Here is a 15,774-nt window from a genome sequence, read left to right as displayed (position 1 = left end):
GTGCGAGGTTCAACTCGATGGGTTTGACCGGTACGACACCGGTCGACGTACGGAACGGGTTCATGTCAGGCCGCCAACCGGACCGCGCTGCGCGACTCGGCGGCCTGGACCGCCGCCATCCGCGCCTCGGCCTCGACCCGCAGGGCCGCGTCCCGGGCGACGTCCTCCTTGCGCGGACGGCCACGGGGCCGCTTGCGCGGAACGACCGCGCCACGCTCGAAGATCTCGCCACCCCAGACGCCCCACGGCTCGGCCCGCTCCACCGCACCGGCCAGGCACTCCATCCGCAGCGGGCAGTCCCCGCAGAGCGACTTGGCGAGCTCCAGCTCGGTGGGCGAGTCGGCGAACCACAGGTCAGGGTCGAACTTCCGGCAGGGCAGGTTTGCCTCCAACTCGACGTCGAGGACGGTTGGGGCGAAGGCCAGACTCATCAGCCCGGTCACCTCTCTCTCGCTGCGATCTCTTGGATCGTCGTGTCTAGCGGCGTGCACGGGGTGCACAAAAAACTGAGGCCGCGGATCCCGGTATGCGGGTTCCGCGGCCTCGAGGTGAGCCGGCTGGTCTGTCTGTCAGACCGGTGGTCTACCTCGAGGTGGAACTCCGCGGGCCTCCGTCCGCTTGCCAGCGACCTTGACGCCCTTGCCGGTGAACCCACTGGTGCCGTTGATCCCGGTCAGCGTCAGGGCCAGCTGCCACACGGCCGGAGCCGGGGCGGAGACCTGGTGCGCCTGCGGAACCATGGGGATATCGACGGTCAGGAGATCCCGGACAGCCGACACCGGACCGTAGGCAGCGGCGAGCGCCGACGGTCGTTCGTTGATGTAGTTCTTCACCGGGCTCACCTCCTGTCCTACGCTCGTCACCAACACGGTCCTCCCCCTTGAGCAGCGAGAATTCCGCCGCTCGCGAGGTGTGTCCTGAGGTTATTCCTCCGCCCCCGGCGAGGGCAAACGATTTAACGGGTCGGATCTGGAACTTTTTTCCGGGGCGATCCCGTCCACCGCCGCGCCGGCCACGAGCGCCAGTACCGCCTCGCCGTACAGGCCCACCTTGCGGGGACCGATCCCGGCGATGGCCAGCAGTTCCTCCCGCCGGGACGGCCGCCGTTCGGCCAGCGCGACCAGGGACGCGTCGGTGAACACCACGTACGCCGGGACCTTCTGCGCCCCGGCCACCCGGGACCGCCACTCGCGCAGCCGCGCGTGCAGTTCCTCGTCGAGATCCGACGGGCAGCCCGGGCAGCGGCCCAACTTGCGGTCCGCGCCGGCCAGCAGCGTCGCGCCGCAGATCCGGCAGGAGACGACCTGGCTGCGCCGGCGCTCGGCCCGCCGGCCGGCGACCGCCGGCCCGCCGGTCCGTTCGGCGCCGCCGCCGGAGCGGTCGAACTGCGGCAGGAACCGGCACGGCCGCCGGGCCCGACCCCCCGGCGAGCGCGCCGAACCGTACGACAACCAGAGCCACTCGCGGGCCCGGGTCACCCCGACGTAGAGCAGTCGGCGTTCCTCCTCGACCTGCTCGACCGTCTTCGCGTACGTGGTGGGCAGCGTCCCGTCGGAGAGGCCGACCAGGAAGACCGCGTCCCACTCCAGCCCCTTGGCCGAATGCAGCGAGGCGAGCGTGACCCCGTCGACCGTCGGCGCGTGCTGCTGCGCGGCCCGCCGCTGCAACTCCGCGCAGAAGTCGGCCAGCGACATCTGCCGCTCGGCCACCCCGGCCTCGCCGATCGGCGACAGAACCGGGGTGGCGCGCTGTGCCCGCTCTTCGCTCGCGACTGCGGGGCTCGCAAGCTCACTCCTCGCGCTCGCGCACTCCTGCGCCAGTTGCACCAGCGCGGCGAGCGCCTCCCAGCGCTCCCGGGCCGCACCGCCGGCGGGTGGCTGGTCCGGTGCCCAGCCGACCGCGGTCAGCGCCTCGACCACCGCCGGCACCAGCGGGGTCTCGCCCGGGGTCGACCGCACCGCCGAACGCAGCGCGACCATCGCCTGCCGTACCTCGGCCCGCTCGAAGAACCGCTCCGCGCCCTGCACCACGTACGGCACCTCGGCCTCGCTGAGCGCCTTCTCGTACGCCTCGGACTGGGCGTTCGTCCGGAACAGCACGGCGATCTCCCGGGCCGGGGTGCCGGTGTCCACCAGTTGCCGGCAGCGCGCCGCCACCGCCGCCGCCTCGGCCGGCTCGTCCGGGAAGATCCGCAGGTCGGGTTCCGGGCCGGGGGGCCGTTGCCCGACCAGTTGCAGGCGCAACCGGGATCCGCTTCCCCGGGCCTGCCCGATCACCGCGTTGGCCAGCCCGACCACCTGCGGGGTGGACCGGTAGTCGCGGACCAGCCGGACCACCACCGCGTCCCGCCGCTGCCGGGAGAAGTCGATCAGATAGTCGGCGGTGGCCCCGGTGAACGAGTAGATCGTCTGGCTGACGTCACCCACCACGGTGAGGTCGTCCCGGCCGCCGAGCCAGGCCGTCAGCAGCCGCTGCTGGAGCGGGTTGACGTCCTGGTACTCGTCGACGACGAAGTGCCGGTACTGGGCGCGGACCTGCTCGGCCACGTCCCGGTGTTCCTCGATCCCCCAGACCGCGGCCCGCAGCAGGTCCTCGAAGTCGATCACCCCGGAGGAGCGCTTGACCTTCTCGTAGTGCGCGAAGATCTCGGCCACCCGGGCCGCCTCGTACGGGATGTCCCGGGCCGCCTTGGCCGCGGCCACCGGATACTCGGTCGGTTCCACCAGCGACGACTTCGCCCATTCGATCTCCCCGGCCAGGTCGCGGGCGGCGGCCCGGTCGGCCCGCACCCCGGCCCTGGCGGCGGCGAGGGTGACCAGTCGCACCTTGCTGTCCAGCAGTTCGGGCATGGCCCGCCCGTCGAGCAGCCGGGGGGCGAAGTAGCGGACCTGGCGCATCGCCGCGGCGTGGAAGGTGCGGGCCTGCACCCCGCCGACGCCCAGCGCGGTGAGCCGGGCGCGCATCTCGGCCGCGGCCCGCGCGGTGAAGGTGACGGCCAGGACGTGCCGGGCGGCGATCTCGCCGGACAGCGCCCGGTAGGCGATCCGGTGGGTGATCGCCCGGGTCTTGCCGGTGCCGGCACCGGCCAGGATGCAGACCGGTCCGGCCGGCGCGGTCACCGCCGCCCGCTGCTCGGGGTCCAGCCCGGCCAACACCCGCTGCGCGCCTGAGTCAACCGCCACAGCAAGGAATCATGGCAGCCCGCCCGGACGTTGCACTCGTTAGCCTGTCGGCACGACGGGTGCGTCACCTCATCCCACGGAGGACCTGACCATGCTGACGATGTACTCCACCCCCTGGTGCGGCTACTGCCACCGGCTCAAGTCGCAGTTCGACCGGGAGGGCATCGGCTACCAGGTCGTCGACATCGAGCAGGACCCGGCCGCCGCCGAGTACGTGATGAGTGTCAACGGCGGCAACCAGACCGTGCCGACCGTCAAATTTTCCGACGGCACCGCGCTGACCAACCCGTCGATCGTCCAGGTCAAGGAGCGGCTGGCCAGCCTGTCCGCCTGACCGTTCCGCAGCCCCGATCCGGCTCCGGTCGCCCACCTGGCGGCCGGAGCCGTCGCGTCTGCGGGGTCGACACGCGGGCGAAGGGGTGAGATGCGGGCCTTTCGGCGGTCGCATACTTACGGTGGGGGGCGCATTCCGTACGGTGATCAACCTGCGGCATGCTCGTTTCGATACGATCGAGTGAGGGATCAATGCCTGCTCCCCAGCAAAGTCCGATCCGCCGACGCGGCCGCCTCGGCTCCGAGCTGCGCCAACTTCGCGAGGCCGCCGGACTCACCGGCGACCAGGTCATCGAGCGGATCGGGTGGAATTCGGCCTCCAAGCTGTCCCGGCTGGAGAACGGCCGGAGCAAACCCGAGGTGCAGGACGTCGTCGCCCTGCTCGATCTCTACGGGGCCGACCCCGCGAAGCGCGACGAGGTCGTCATGATCGCCCGCGACGCGGGCGACCTGAAGGGCTGGCTGCGCTCCTACGCCTCCAAGATGACCGACGCCCAGATGCCGTACGCGGAACTGGAGGCCGGTTGTGCGGAGATCTGGGAGTTCAGCCCGATCGTCGTGCCCGGCCTGCTGCAGACCGCGGACTACACCCGGATCCGGCTCGAGTCCACCCAGCCGCTCAACCAGGCCCATCCGCCCAAGCGCGAGCTGGCGGCCCTGGAGGCGGAGGTGAGCGCCCGGACCTCGCGGCAGATGTTGCTGACCCGCGAGGAGGAGCCGGCCCTGTACCACGCCGTGCTGGACGAGGCGGTCTTCGGCGTCCGCGCCGGCCCGCCGAACGTGCTCCAGTCACAGATCCGCCGGCTCCGTACGCTCGCCGAGCTGCCGAACGTGACGATCCAACTGCTGCTCCGCGACACGCCGGTCAACGGTGGCTGGTATCTGCCGCACACCGGCTTCTCGCTCTACCGGTTCCCCGATCCGAACGACCCGGAGGCCGGCTCGATCGAAGGACTCGACAGCAATCTGGCCATTGACGACGAAAAAGAGATAAAGCGGTATAAAATGGTGTTCGGGTGGCTGCAGGCGGCGGCACTCTCGGCCGAGGACACGATCCGCTGGTTGGCCGAGGCGGCGCTGACCCGGACGAACGGATCGCACGATTCCCATCCGGGGGTGCCGAAGCCGCCGTCGCAGCGCGGCCCACGCACCGGACGACTCACAGAGCCGTGAGCGCCGCTCCGGTGCGGCCGCGTGCCACTCGGCTCGCAGAACCGTTCAACACCAGGAGCACTTCATGAACAACGATCGCCTGGCCAACGCCGCGTGGCGTAAGAGCACGCGCAGCCAGACCTCCAACTGCGTCGAGATCGCCCCGCTCGGCACCGGTAGCGCACCGGTGGCGCTGCGCGACAGCAAGGACCGGAACGGGCCCGTCCTGGTCTTCGGGCGCGACGGTTGGCTCGACTTCATCGCCGGCACCAAGGCCGGCGAGTTCGACCTGAACTGACCGCCACCCGGTGGACCACGGCGGTCCCCACCGCATCCGTGGCCGACCGGGTACGCGACGACGGCTGTCGAATCCCCTCCCCCAGGGATCCGACAGCCCTCGTCGCGTACCCGTGACGACGGCTCTCGGGCCGGCTGCGACCCGCCTATCGGCCGGTACCGGTTACCGCATCACCCGAACGGATTACCCGCGGTTCCGATCAGGATGTTCTCCTTGCCCTCCGTGGCGGACGGCGTGACCATGGCTGAGGGGCGCTCGTGGAAGTTCCACGAAACCCCGCTCCATTCCTCGCGGTTCATCCGGAGACACCCATGCGGTTCCTGATCGTGCGCACCGACATCCGCGTCGCCGCCGATGACGAGCTGGCCGCCGCCTGGGCCGGCGGACGGTGCCTCCGCGACGAGCAGACCGCCCCCGAGCAGCGGCGACAGACATTGCGCGCCGAGGACCGCGAGGCCGCCATGGTGGTGGCCCGCGCGCTGTCCACGGTCGGCGCCGTCCGCGCCGGTCGGCAGCGGGTCAAGGTTCTGCCCCTCGGTGAATCGGGGCACCCACCACCCGCCGCGCCGCCGGTCCGCAGTTTCGGACCGGGCCGGGGTTAGCGGCCGTCGGGCCGGGTGCGGCACCCGTCGCACATCGCGCCAACCGGCCACGACGGCTCGGAAAACCTCGGTCCGTGACCGCTGCGGCAACAGCGGTCACGGACCGAGGTCCACCGACCGCGCCGCGGGTCCACCGACCGCGACGGCCCGGTACGGACGGACGGTCAGCCGGCTCCGGCCAGCCAGCGGTCCACCAGGAACAGCGCGATCGAGGACGGCGGGGGCAGTACCAGCCGCCGCCCGTCGCCGACGTCGAGCCGGTCACCGGCCAGCACCCCGGCGACCTCCCGTCGGCTGAACCAGCGGGCCTGCGCTATCTCCGTCGGGTCCAGCCGCAGGGGCGCGTCCGGGTCGGCCACCGCGAGGAAGCCGAGCATCAACGAACCGGGAAACGGCCAGGACTGGCTGCCGGCGTACGCGATGTGCCGGACCGGGAGGCCGACCTCCTCGCCGACCTCGCGGAGCACCGCCGCCTCGGCGGACTCCCCCGGCTCGACGTAGCCGGCGAGGCAGGAGAACCGCCGGCCGTCCCGGTGCTCCGGCCAGGCCGCGTTGCGGCCGAGCAGGCACCGACCGTCCGGCCCGGCGACCCCGTCGTGCACCAGCACGATCATCGCCGGGTCGGTCCGGGGCCAGAGTTGCCCGCCGTCGGGTTCCACCCGGCTCCAGCCGGCCTCGGCGATCTCGGTGGGCTGTCCGGTGACCGGCGAGTACCGGTGCCGGGCGTGCCAGTTGGCCAACGCCACCGCCGTGGTGAGCAGCCCGGCGTCCCGGTCGCTGAGCAGGTGGCCGCTCTCCCGCAGGCTCACCCGGGGCGCCGTACCGGACGGCGGCAGGGGTGCGTCGACGGCGAACACCGGGGTGCCGTCCGGCTCGACCCCGAGGAACAGCCGCGCCCGGGGATCGTGCGGGCCGACCTGCGCGGCGTCCAGCAGCAGCAACCCGGGGCGCTCTGCGGCCGGCCCGGCCAGCGCCCGACCACCGGCCGCCGTGTCGACGACCAGCACCTTCGCGCGTTCCCACGCCTCGGCCAACCACCGTGAATCGGCCCGCCGGTGCGCGGCCCGGTCCACCCCCGCCCGGCCCAGTGGCGGCCCGGCCGGACCGCCGGCCGCGGGGTGTTCACCGGTCACGAGGGGGCGCTCTCCCGCTCGATCGAGGCCAGCGCCGACAGCGGTCCGGCGATCCGTTCCGCGTCGCCGAGGACCACCGTCACCGCCCGCGCGGGCGCGAGGTAGCTGGTCGCCGCAGCGGCCACGTCGTCCACCGTGACCCGGGCCAGCCGGTCGGCGTGCTCGGCCAGGAAGTCCAGCCGCAACCCGGAGCCCGCGTACGCGCTGGCCAGCGCGGCCAGTCCGGCCTGGGTGGACATGCCCAGTTGCAGCGTGCCCAGGGCGTACTGCCGGGCCTGTTCCAGCTCGTCCGCGCCGGGCGGCAGGGAGGCGAGCCGGCCCAGTTCGTACAGCGTCTCCAGCAGTGCCGGGCCGGTCACCTCGGTGGCCACCTCGGCGGCGACCACCAGGGCGGACCCGGCGACCGAGTGCTCCACCAGCGAGTGCGGCCCGTAGGTGTAGCCCTTGTCCTCGCGGATGTTCTCCACCCAGCGGGAGGAGAAGTAGCCGCCGAAGATCATGTTGGCCAGTTGCAGCGCCGCGTGGTCGGGATGCGTACGCGGCACCGCGGGCAGCGCCAGCCGCATCGACGACTGCACCGAGTCGGGGCGGTCCACCAGCAACAGCGGACCGGCCGACAACGGCGGGGTGGGCGGCAGTTCCGGCGCGGCGCCGACGGCCTTCCAGTCGCCCAACGCGCGTTCCGCCGCGTCCAGCGCCCGGTCCGGCTGAACGTCACCGACCAGCACCAGGACCGCCCCGGTGGGCTGCACCCGCTCGGCGTGCAGGGTGCGCAACTGGGCCGGTCGGACCGCCCGGACCTGGCTCGCGTCGGGCGTCTGCACCGCGTACGGGTGCTTGCCGTACATCCGCTTCAGCAGCGCCACCCGGGCCAGGTGGGCCGGTTGGCTGCCGGCCACCTGGATCCGGTCGACCAGCCGCTCCCGCTCGGTACCGACCTCGTCGGTCGGGTATGCGGCGCCGGTGAGCACCTCGGCGAGCAGTTCCAGGATCCGGTCCAGCCCGGTGGCCAGCGCGTTGCCGGACACCATCAGCCGGTCCGGGTCGATCCCGGCGAACAGGCCGCCGCCGACGGTCTGCAACTCGGCCGCAAGCCGCACGTTGGTCCGCTCGGCGGTGCCGGCCAGCAGGGTCTGCGAGAGCATCGCCGAGCGGGCCAGGTGCGCGCCGCCGAACGGCACCCAGAGCCGCAACTCCACCAGCGGCACCGCGGGACGCCGGATGGCGATCACCGTCAGCCCGTTCGGCAGCGTGCGCTCGACCTGCTTGGGCAGCTTGAGCTTACGGTTCGGGCCGAGCGGCGGAAGCGGACGGACACTCATTTGCTACCTCCGGGGACTACCTCAACCGACGCCCGGCGCTCCGGGCGCAGCGCCGCGGCCGCGGTCCGGATCTGGTCCTCGGTCACCTCGCCGATCAGCCGGGGCAGGTCGTTCAACAGCCCCGGCTCGCCGCGCTGCTGTTCCAGCACGGCCATGCTCAGCGCCCGGCCGAGCACCGCGTCGGTGTCCCGCAGCAGGTGCGTGGCCATCCGGGCCTGGGTCCGGTCGAGTTCACCCGGGGCGAGCCCGTCCGCGGCGAGCCGGTCGAGTTCCTCGTCGACGGCGCGCAGCACCTTGTCGGTCGAACCACCCGGTGGCAGGTGCGCCTGCAACAGCAGGGCGGTGGGATCGCGGACGTCGAACGGGTCGCCCATGAAGCCGAGGTAACCGCCGACGCTGGACACCGTCCGGTCCCGCAGCACCAGCCGCTCGACCAGCCGGGACGCGTCGCCGTCGGTGAGCACCTCGGCCAGCACCACGTACGGGAGGTAGCCGGCGAAGTCACCGACCGGGTCCGGCACCCGCCAGCCGCTGGCCACCGCGGGCAGCGGCGCCAACCGGTCGGTGTACGACTCGCGCCGCTCGGCCGTCAGGTCCGGCTCGGCGAAGTCCGGCCGCCGGGGCGCCGGCCGGGCCGGTACGTCGCCGAAGTGCGTCTCGATCAGCCGGGTCGCCTCGGCCACGTCCAGGTCGCCGGAGACCGCCAGTACGGCGTTGCCGCAGGCGTAGTAGCGGGTGAAGAAGTCGGCGGCGTCGGCGACGGTGGCGCTCTCCAGGTCGACGAACGAGCCGTACCCGTCGTGGGCGTTGGGGAACGTGTCGAACATGACCGGCGGCAGGGTGAGCCAGGGGAACCCGCCGTACGGCCGGTTGAGCACGTTGACCCGGATCTCCTCCTTGACCACGTCGACCTGGTTGCGCAGGTTCTCCTCGGTCAACCGGGGGCCGCGCATCCGGTCGGCCTCCAGGAACAGCGCCCGCTCCAGGGCGTTGCTGGGCAGCGTCTCGAAGTAGTCGGTGTAGTCCAGGTGGGTGGACCCGTTGAAGGTGCCGCCGGCGCCCTGCACGTGCCGGAAGTGGGCCAGCTTCTCCAGGTTCTCCGAGCCCTGGAACATCAGGTGTTCGAAGAGGTGCGCGAAGCCGGTCCGGCCCTCCGGCTCGGACCGGATGCCCACGTCGTAGACGACGGCGACGCCGATGACCGGTGCGCTGCGGTCCGGGGTCAGCACCACCCGCAGGCCGTTGTCGAGGGTGAACCGCTCGACCGGGTATTTCGTCGCTGGAATTCTGGATCTCCGGGCCGCCACGCACCGACCCTAGCGCGTCGCTCGTCGGCCGTGCGGCTGCCCGTCCGGACGGTGCCCGGGTAGCCCGGAAGGCGCCCGGGAGGGAACTGTCCCGCCGGACTTCCCGGCCCGCTTCCCGGCATATGGATGGGGCCTTGACCCGAGGGTCGGCACGCAGTCCACTCTTCCTATCAAATAAGTAGGGAATCTGGATTGGATGGCCGATGAACCGACTCCCGTACCGCCGGCTCGGCACCCTGGCCGCTGCCGCGCTGGTGGCCGCCGCGACGCTCGGCGGCACCGCCGCCTGCGGCGGCGACAGCGCGCCGGGCGCGTCCTCGGGACCGACCACCCTGCGCCTCGGCTACTTCCCCAACATCACCCACGCGCCGGCCGTGGTCGGGGTCGAACGGGGCATCTTCGCCGACAAGCTCGGCTCCGGCGTCAAGCTCGAGACGAAGACCTTCAACGCCGGGCCCGCCGCGATCGAGGCGGTCTTCTCCGGCGCCCTGGACGCGACGTACATCGGCCCCAACCCGACCGTCAACGCGTTCTCCAAGAGCAAGGGCCAGGCCGTACGGGTGGTCTCCGGCGCCGCGTCCGGCGGGGTGGCCCTGGTGGTCAAGCCCGGGATCACCTCGGTCGAGGGACTGCGCGGGAAGAAGATCGCCACCCCACAGCTCGGCAACACCCAGGACGTGGCGCTGCGCTACTGGCTCAAGGAGAAGGGCCTGGCCACCACCAAGGAGGGCGGCGGCGACGTCAAGGTCGTACCGCAGGAGAACGCCCAGACGGTGCAGACCTTCACCAGCGGCGCCATCGACGGCGCCTGGGTGCCCGAACCGTTCGTCTCCCGGCTGGTGAACGCGGGCGGCAAGGTCCTGGTCGACGAGCGCGACCTGTGGCCGGACAAGCGGTTCGTCATCACCAACCTGCTGGTCAGCACCAAGTTCCTCAAGGCGCACCCGGACGTGGTCAAGAAGCTGGTCGAGGGCCAGGTGGCGGCGAACGAGTTCGTCAACACCCACCTGGAAGAGACGCAGCAGGCCATCGCGACGCACATCGGCAAGATCACCGGCAAGCCGCTGGATCTCAAGCTGATCAAGCAGGCCTGGCCCACGTTGGAGTTCCTCAACGACCCGATCGCCGGCTCGCTGAAGACCGGACTGGACCACGCGGTCGCGGTCGGTCTGACCCAGCCGGTCGACCTCAACGGCCTCTACGACCTGAGCTTCCTCAACGAGGTCCTCAAGGCGCAGGGCAAATCGGAGGTGGCACTGCCGTGACCGCGACGACGACGGTGCCGGCCAGCACGACCGACGCGGTCGCGCTGTCCGGCGTCACCAAGGTGTACGGCCGGGGCGACCAGGCCGTGCTGGCGCTGGACGGGGTGTCGCTGGACGTGGCGCCCGGCGAGTTCGTCTGCCTGGTCGGCGCGTCCGGCTGTGGCAAGAGCACGCTGCTCAACCTGGTGGCCGGGCTGGACACGGTCAGCTCCGGCACGGTCCGGGTCGCCGACAACGCCGACCCCGGGCTGATGTTCCAGGAACCGGCGCTGTTCCCGTGGCTGACGGTGGCCGCCAACGTGGAGATGCCGCTGCGGCTGCGCGGACTGCCCCGGGCCGAGCGCCGGGCCCGGGTCGCCGAGCTGCTCGACGTGGTGCACCTCGGCGAGTTCGCCCGACGACGGCCGCACGAGTTGTCCGGCGGGATGCGCCAGCGGGTCGCGCTGGCCCGTACCCTCGCGCTGGACACCCCGGTGCTGCTGATGGACGAACCGTTCGGGGCGCTGGACGCGATGACCCGGGACGTCCTGCACGACGAACTGGAACGGATCTGGTCGGAACGCCGGCTCACCGTCCTGTTCGTCACGCACAACGTCCGGGAGGCGGCCCGGCTGGCCGACCGGATCGTGCTGCTGTCCAGCCGCCCGGGCCGGATCATCTACTCCACCCGGGTCGAGGTGCCCCGCCCGCGCCGGATCGACTCCCCCGAGATCGCGGCGATCGCCGCCGAGGTCACCACCCGACTACGTACGGAGGTGGGTCGCCATGGCCAGTGACACCCTCACCCGCGACGACCGCACGGAGACCCTCTCCGGCCTGGACGCGCTGGAGGTCGCCGCCCGGCAGAAGACCACCGGCCGGTCCGGCCGGTTCTGGTCCGCCACCTGGCCGAAGCTCGCCGCCCTCGGGCTGGCCGTGCTGGTCTGGGAGCTGGTCTACCTGAGCGGGTGGAAGGAACCGTGGGTGCTGCCCGGCCCGGCCACCGTCGGCAAGGACCTGGGCCATTACTTCCTCACCGCCGCGCTCTGGGACGGGCTCGCCACCACCGGCCGCCGGGCGGTGACCGGCTTCGCCGCCGCGGTGGCGGTCGGCCTGCTGCTCGGCCTCGCGGTGGCCCGGATCCGGGTGCTCCGGGCCGCCCTCGGCTCGATGATCACCGCGCTGCAGACCATGCCGTCGATCGCCTGGTTCCCGCTGGCCATCCTGCTGTTCCAGCTCAGCGAGCAGGCCATCTTCTTCGTGGTGGTGCTCGGCGCCGCCCCGTCGATCGCCAACGGCGTCATCCACGGGGTGGACTACCTGCCACCGCTGCTGCTGCGCGCCGGCCGCAATCTCGGTGCCCGGGGCTTCTCCCTCTACCGGTACGTCATCGCGCCCGCCGCGCTGCCGGCCATCGTGGCCGGGCTCAAGCAGGGGTGGGCGTTCGCCTGGCGCAGCCTGATGGCCGGTGAGCTGCTGGTGGTCATCGCGACCAAGACCTCCATCGGCGCCCAGCTGCAGTACGCCCGGGAGTTCTCCGACGCGCCACGACTGCTCGCCATCATGATCGTGATCCTGGTGGTGGGCCTGCTGGTCGACGCCGCGTTCGGCGCCGCCGACCGGGCCATCCGCCGCCGCTGGGGCGTGCTCGACCAGGCCGGCAACTGACCCGCCCAGGGCACGGCGCCGTCGGTCGACCCCAGCGACCGGCGGCGCCGCGGCCGGCGACGAATCCGATCGACGGCGACGAACCGGCTCGGCGGCCGCGACCCCGGCCGGCGCGCACCCGACCGGCGGATTCGCCGGGCGCGGGTCCCGTGCCCGTCCCTCGGTCAGCCGATGGCCGCGTGGGAGGTCTGGCCGGGCGGCGGCTCGGCCGGCGCGTGCATCTCCACGATCTGCGGCCGGGGCGGGGTGGTGGTCGGTGCGTACCATGGCGTGAAGGCGGCCAGCAGGGCCAGCAGCAGGCCGGCGAGGCCGAGCGCGAGCACGACAAGGATCTCCCGGAGCGCCCCCGCTCCCACCTGCCCGACCATTCCGACCTCCTTCACCGGACCGCCCCGCGGCTGACGCCAGTCGACGTGTCCGGACCAGGATGTCGGATCAACGGTCACAGGACAGTCGCCCATCGGACGCAATCCGGCGCCGCAATGGTTCCGCCCCGCCGGTGCCGACACTCCGGACGAGTTGGCCGATCCCCCGCCGCCCGGGCACAGTGGAACACGTGCTACCCGTCGACCTGGCGGTCCGCCTCAAGGAGGCCGGCCTGAGCTGGAAACCCGCGCCGGGCGACCGGTTCGCCGTGCCGGACCGCGATCTCGACGAGGACGTCTTCGTCCTGAGTGACATGACCATCGCGGTGCACCACCTGCCGGACGGCCCGGTCATCGGGTTCAACGGCACCACCGAATGGGCGTTGGACGACATCGAGCAGTCCGAGGCGGTCTGGCTGCCCCGCGAGGACCAGCTCCGGAACCTGCTCGGCGGCACCTTCCGCGGTTTGGACCGGACCGACGAGGGCTACCGGGTCGCCCTCGACCTGCCGGGCGGACCAGCCGCCGTCACCGCGCCCACCGCCGAGCAGGCGTACGGTGAGGCGTTGCTGCGGCTGATCCGCCTCGGCACCGACTGAGCCGGCTCGCCCCTCGATCGAGCCGGTTCGTTCCGGCTGTCAGCCCAGCTGCACAGTGTCGGCACCGCCCGGCCACAGCATTCGACCGAGTCCCAAACCCACGGTCCAACAGGGCTGACGACGACAACGACTCCGCGGCCGGAAGGTGGGGACGAAGGTCAGTCATCTGAAAAGGGATGCCGGGCGGGCGGTTTGCGGGCGACCAACCGTTCGACCGCGCCGAGGGCGAACCGTTCCCGCCGCTCGACCGTGAACCCCAGCGCCCGGACCCGGGGCAGCGGCCGGCGGCGGTAGTGCTCGCCGTACAGCGGGACGGTGACCGCGTCCAGCAGCGCCTGCGCCCCGCGGACCAGCCAGTTCGACGAGCCGATGTGGTCGGCCAGCAGCAGCCGGCCGCCCGGTCGGAGCACCCGGGCGAACTCGCCCAGCGCCGCCTCGTGGTCCGGTATGCCGCACAGCGAGAACGTGCACACCACCGTGTCGAACCGGCCGTCGGGGAAGTCCAACCGGCGGGCGTCGCCCTGCCGCAGGTCGACCGGCCGACCGAGGTCGGCGGCCCGGCGCCGGGCCACGGCCAGCATCGCCGGGCTCCACTCCACGCCGGCCAGGCGCACGTCGGCCGGGTAGTGGGCCAGGTTCAGCCCGGTGCCGACCGCCACCTCCAGAGTGTCGCCGACGGCCTGACCGCAGAGCCAGGGCCGGGTGTCGGCGAAGAAGCGGCGCTCGGCGAAGGCCATCTTGCGGTCGTACGAGTCGGCCTGCTGGTCCCAGAACCGGCGCAGCCGCCCGTCCCGCGTCGGGGAATCCGCCATCGACCCACCGTAACCGGGCCGGACCAGTCACCGCCGACCCGGCGGGGCCGGCCGCCGGGGCGGGCGCGGCGCGGGCGCGGGCGCCGGCCGTCGACCGGCGGGCGCCCGTACCCGGGATCAGGCCGTGCCGGTGCGGCGCGGCCGGCGCGGCCGGCCGGAACCGCGGTGCGCGGCCCGCGCCGGGCGGCCCGCTGAGCCGCCGGGCTGCTTGGTCCGGACCGGCTGCGGAGCCGGCGCGGCGATGGTCACCGGTACGCCGGACGGCACCCGCGCCCCGGTCACCCGGACCAGGTCGGCGTCACCCGGGGCGACCCGGACGGTCTCCGGCGTGATCCCGGCGGTGGCCATCAACCGGGACACGTCCCGGCGCTGCTCGGGCAGGACGAGGGTGACCACCGAGCCGGCCTCACCGGCCCGGGCGGTACGGCCGCCGCGGTGCAGGTAGTCCTTCGCCTCGGTCGGCGGGTCGACGTTGACCACCAGGTCCAGCCCGTCGACGTGGATGCCCCGGGCCGCCACGTCGGTGGCCACCAGCGCGGTCACCTGACCGGCCTTGAACTGCTCCAGGATCCGGGTCCGCTGCGGCTGGGACTTGCCGCCGTGCAGCGCCGCCGCCCGGACCCCGCGGTTGAGCAGTTGCCGGGCGAGCCGGTCGGCCCGGTGCTTGGTGCCGATGAACATGATGGTGCGGCCCTCCCGGGCGGCGATCTCGGCGGTGGTGGCCACCTTGTCGACGGCCTCGACCTGCAGCACGTGGTGGGTCATCGCGGTCACCGTTGCGGTGTCCGGGTCGACCGAGTGCGACACCGGGTCGGTGAGAAAGCGGCGGACCAGTCGGTCCACGCCCCGGTCCAGGGTGGCCGAGAAGAGCATCCGCTGCCCGTTCGGCGCGACCTGCTCCAACAGGCGGGTGACCTGCGGCAGGAAGCCCATGTCGGCCATCTGGTCGGCCTCGTCCAGCACGGTGATGGCGACCTGGTCCAGCCGGCAGTCGCCCCGGTTGATCAGGTCGGCCAGCCGACCCGGCGTCGCGACGACGACCTCGGCGCCGGCCCGCAGGGCGTCCGCCTGCCGGCCCAGCGACAGGCCGCCGACCACGGTGGCGCAGCGCAGCCCGACCGCGCGGGCGTACGGCTCCAGGGCGGTGGTGACCTGCTGCGCCAACTCCCGGGTCGGGACCAGGACCAGGGCCAACGGGCGGCCGGGCCGGGCCCGGCGGCCGGTGGTCCGGGACAGCAGCGGCAGGCCGAAGGCGAGGGTCTTGCCGGAGCCGGTGCGGCCCCGGCCGAGCACGTCCCGGCCGGCGAGCGAGTCGGGCAGGGTGGCCGACTGGATGGGGAACGGCTCGGTGATGCCGTTCGCGACCAACGCGGCGTGCAGGCCGTCGGCCAGCGGCGCGTCGGCGAACGACGGAACGACGGACATGGTCATGGGAAACCTCTCCTCGGGTGCGGCACGTGTCGAGGAAAGGCGCCGAGTGGGCGGCGCTGCCGGCACCCCGCGCGGCGGCGGGAGTGCGGTCGCAAGCACGAACCGGAATGATGCGGATCACACGCCTCCGGCCCGCACCGATGACGGCGCGGGCCGGATACGGTGCCGCGCCGGGTGTGGCGTGGCGGTGCTGTCTGCCGAACCCGGCGGGCGGCGCGGCGATGAGGCCACCTCGCCCGCCGGGCGGCGGAGCTTGGGTGCCGGACCGCGCCGTCAGGCGGCGCGGCCGGCGCGGGCGTGCTCGGTGAACCTACGGCCGAGCGGTA

18 protein-coding genes are annotated in these 15,774 nt (G+C 72.8%); 8 read left to right on the top strand and 10 right to left on the bottom strand.

Annotated elements, in window-relative coordinates; translation table 11 throughout:
* Positions 1–65: 65 nt before the first annotated feature.
* The 3 genes from ACFOX0_RS13390 to ACFOX0_RS13380 all read right to left on the bottom strand — a co-directional run bounded on the left by ACFOX0_RS13390 (position 66) and on the right by ACFOX0_RS13380 (position 3,182).
* Entirely contained in the window at positions 66–431 is a 366-nt protein-coding gene (locus ACFOX0_RS13390) for a WhiB family transcriptional regulator (protein ID WP_377545279.1), read from the bottom strand.
* A 138-nt stretch (positions 432–569) separates the two neighbouring features.
* The gene (locus tag ACFOX0_RS13385) at positions 570–833 is read right to left on the bottom strand and encodes a hypothetical protein (protein WP_377545277.1); all 264 of its coding nucleotides are present in this window, start codon (positions 831–833) and stop codon (positions 570–572) included.
* A 90-nt stretch (positions 834–923) separates the two neighbouring features.
* Complete coding sequence (locus tag ACFOX0_RS13380; protein WP_377545275.1) at positions 924–3,182, bottom strand: ATP-dependent DNA helicase UvrD2; 2,259 nt, start codon at positions 3,180–3,182, stop codon at positions 924–926.
* 91 nt (positions 3,183–3,273) lie between these two features.
* Here ACFOX0_RS13380 and ACFOX0_RS13375 point away from each other — a divergent pair, with 91 nt between their 5' ends.
* The 3 genes from ACFOX0_RS13375 to ACFOX0_RS13365 all read left to right on the top strand — a co-directional run bounded on the left by ACFOX0_RS13375 (position 3,274) and on the right by ACFOX0_RS13365 (position 4,965).
* On the top strand, positions 3,274–3,516 hold the full coding sequence (locus ACFOX0_RS13375; protein WP_377545273.1) for a mycoredoxin: 243 nt from the start codon (positions 3,274–3,276) through the stop codon (positions 3,514–3,516).
* 191 nt (positions 3,517–3,707) lie between these two features.
* Complete coding sequence (locus ACFOX0_RS13370; protein ID WP_377545271.1) at positions 3,708–4,688, top strand: helix-turn-helix domain-containing protein; 981 nt, start codon at positions 3,708–3,710, stop codon at positions 4,686–4,688.
* A gap of 64 nt (positions 4,689–4,752) precedes the next feature.
* Positions 4,753–4,965 carry a DUF397 domain-containing protein gene (locus ACFOX0_RS13365; protein WP_377545269.1) on the top strand — a complete coding sequence of 71 codons (213 nt, stop codon included), beginning with the start codon at positions 4,753–4,755 and terminating at the stop codon, positions 4,963–4,965.
* Between the two features lie 170 nt (positions 4,966–5,135).
* On the opposite strand, the gene ACFOX0_RS13360 is transcribed toward ACFOX0_RS13365, so the two are convergent.
* A complete protein-coding gene (locus ACFOX0_RS13360) occupies positions 5,136–5,264 on the bottom strand; it encodes a hypothetical protein (RefSeq protein WP_377545267.1) in 129 nt (42 codons plus the stop codon).
* Between the two features lie 12 nt (positions 5,265–5,276).
* Between ACFOX0_RS13360 and ACFOX0_RS13355 the strand changes: the two genes are divergently transcribed.
* Positions 5,277–5,567 carry a hypothetical protein gene (locus ACFOX0_RS13355; RefSeq protein ID WP_377545265.1) on the top strand — a complete coding sequence of 97 codons (291 nt, stop codon included), beginning with the start codon at positions 5,277–5,279 and terminating at the stop codon, positions 5,565–5,567.
* A gap of 164 nt (positions 5,568–5,731) precedes the next feature.
* Here ACFOX0_RS13355 and nudC read toward each other — a convergent pair whose 3' ends face one another.
* Genes nudC through ACFOX0_RS13340 form a run of 3 tightly spaced genes read right to left on the bottom strand, consistent with a single transcriptional unit; the run spans position 5,732 to position 9,329 of the window.
* The gene (nudC, locus tag ACFOX0_RS13350) at positions 5,732–6,700 is read right to left on the bottom strand and encodes an NAD(+) diphosphatase (RefSeq protein ID WP_377545263.1); all 969 of its coding nucleotides are present in this window, start codon (positions 6,698–6,700) and stop codon (positions 5,732–5,734) included.
* The gene (locus ACFOX0_RS13345; protein ID WP_377545261.1) at positions 6,697–8,022 is read right to left on the bottom strand and encodes a M16 family metallopeptidase; all 1,326 of its coding nucleotides are present in this window, start codon (positions 8,020–8,022) and stop codon (positions 6,697–6,699) included. Before ACFOX0_RS13345 ends, nudC begins: the two co-directional genes overlap by 4 nt.
* Positions 8,019–9,329 carry a M16 family metallopeptidase gene (locus ACFOX0_RS13340; protein ID WP_377545259.1) on the bottom strand — a complete coding sequence of 437 codons (1,311 nt, stop codon included), beginning with the start codon at positions 9,327–9,329 and terminating at the stop codon, positions 8,019–8,021. The genes ACFOX0_RS13345 and ACFOX0_RS13340 overlap by 4 nt, the downstream gene beginning before the upstream one ends.
* Positions 9,330–9,532: 203 nt before the next feature.
* Between ACFOX0_RS13340 and ACFOX0_RS13335 the strand changes: the two genes are divergently transcribed.
* From ACFOX0_RS13335 to ACFOX0_RS13325, 3 genes are read left to right on the top strand one after another with little or no spacing between them, the layout of a single operon-like run.
* A complete protein-coding gene (locus tag ACFOX0_RS13335; RefSeq protein ID WP_377545257.1) occupies positions 9,533–10,594 on the top strand; it encodes an ABC transporter substrate-binding protein in 1,062 nt (353 codons plus the stop codon).
* Positions 10,591–11,370, top strand: a complete 780-nt coding sequence (locus ACFOX0_RS13330; RefSeq protein ID WP_377545255.1) for an ABC transporter ATP-binding protein — start codon at positions 10,591–10,593, stop codon at positions 11,368–11,370. Before ACFOX0_RS13335 ends, ACFOX0_RS13330 begins: the two co-directional genes overlap by 4 nt.
* Entirely contained in the window at positions 11,360–12,241 is an 882-nt protein-coding gene (locus ACFOX0_RS13325; protein ID WP_377545253.1) for an ABC transporter permease, read from the top strand. Before ACFOX0_RS13330 ends, ACFOX0_RS13325 begins: the two co-directional genes overlap by 11 nt.
* 164 nt (positions 12,242–12,405) lie before the next feature.
* Here the strand turns inward: ACFOX0_RS13325 and ACFOX0_RS13320 are convergent, their stop codons facing one another.
* On the bottom strand, positions 12,406–12,609 hold the full coding sequence (locus tag ACFOX0_RS13320; protein WP_377545251.1) for a hypothetical protein: 204 nt from the start codon (positions 12,607–12,609) through the stop codon (positions 12,406–12,408).
* A 188-nt stretch (positions 12,610–12,797) separates the two neighbouring features.
* Here ACFOX0_RS13320 and ACFOX0_RS13315 point away from each other — a divergent pair, with 188 nt between their 5' ends.
* Entirely contained in the window at positions 12,798–13,205 is a 408-nt protein-coding gene (locus tag ACFOX0_RS13315) for a pilus assembly protein CpaE (protein ID WP_377545249.1), read from the top strand.
* Between the two features lie 158 nt (positions 13,206–13,363).
* Here the strand turns inward: ACFOX0_RS13315 and ACFOX0_RS13310 are convergent, their stop codons facing one another.
* A complete protein-coding gene (locus ACFOX0_RS13310; protein WP_377545247.1) occupies positions 13,364–14,017 on the bottom strand; it encodes a class I SAM-dependent methyltransferase in 654 nt (217 codons plus the stop codon).
* 117 nt (positions 14,018–14,134) lie between these two features.
* Positions 14,135–15,448 (bottom strand): DEAD/DEAH box helicase, encoded by a 1,314-nt coding sequence (locus ACFOX0_RS13305; RefSeq protein ID WP_377545245.1) that lies wholly within the window; start codon positions 15,446–15,448, stop codon positions 14,135–14,137.
* Positions 15,449–15,774 lie beyond the last annotated feature (326 nt).

The organism is Micromonospora zhanjiangensis (genome assembly GCF_042650605.1).
GTDB lineage: Bacteria > Actinomycetota > Actinomycetes > Mycobacteriales > Micromonosporaceae > Micromonospora_J > Micromonospora_J zhanjiangensis.
This window is presented reverse-complemented; position numbering and strand designations above follow the sequence as displayed.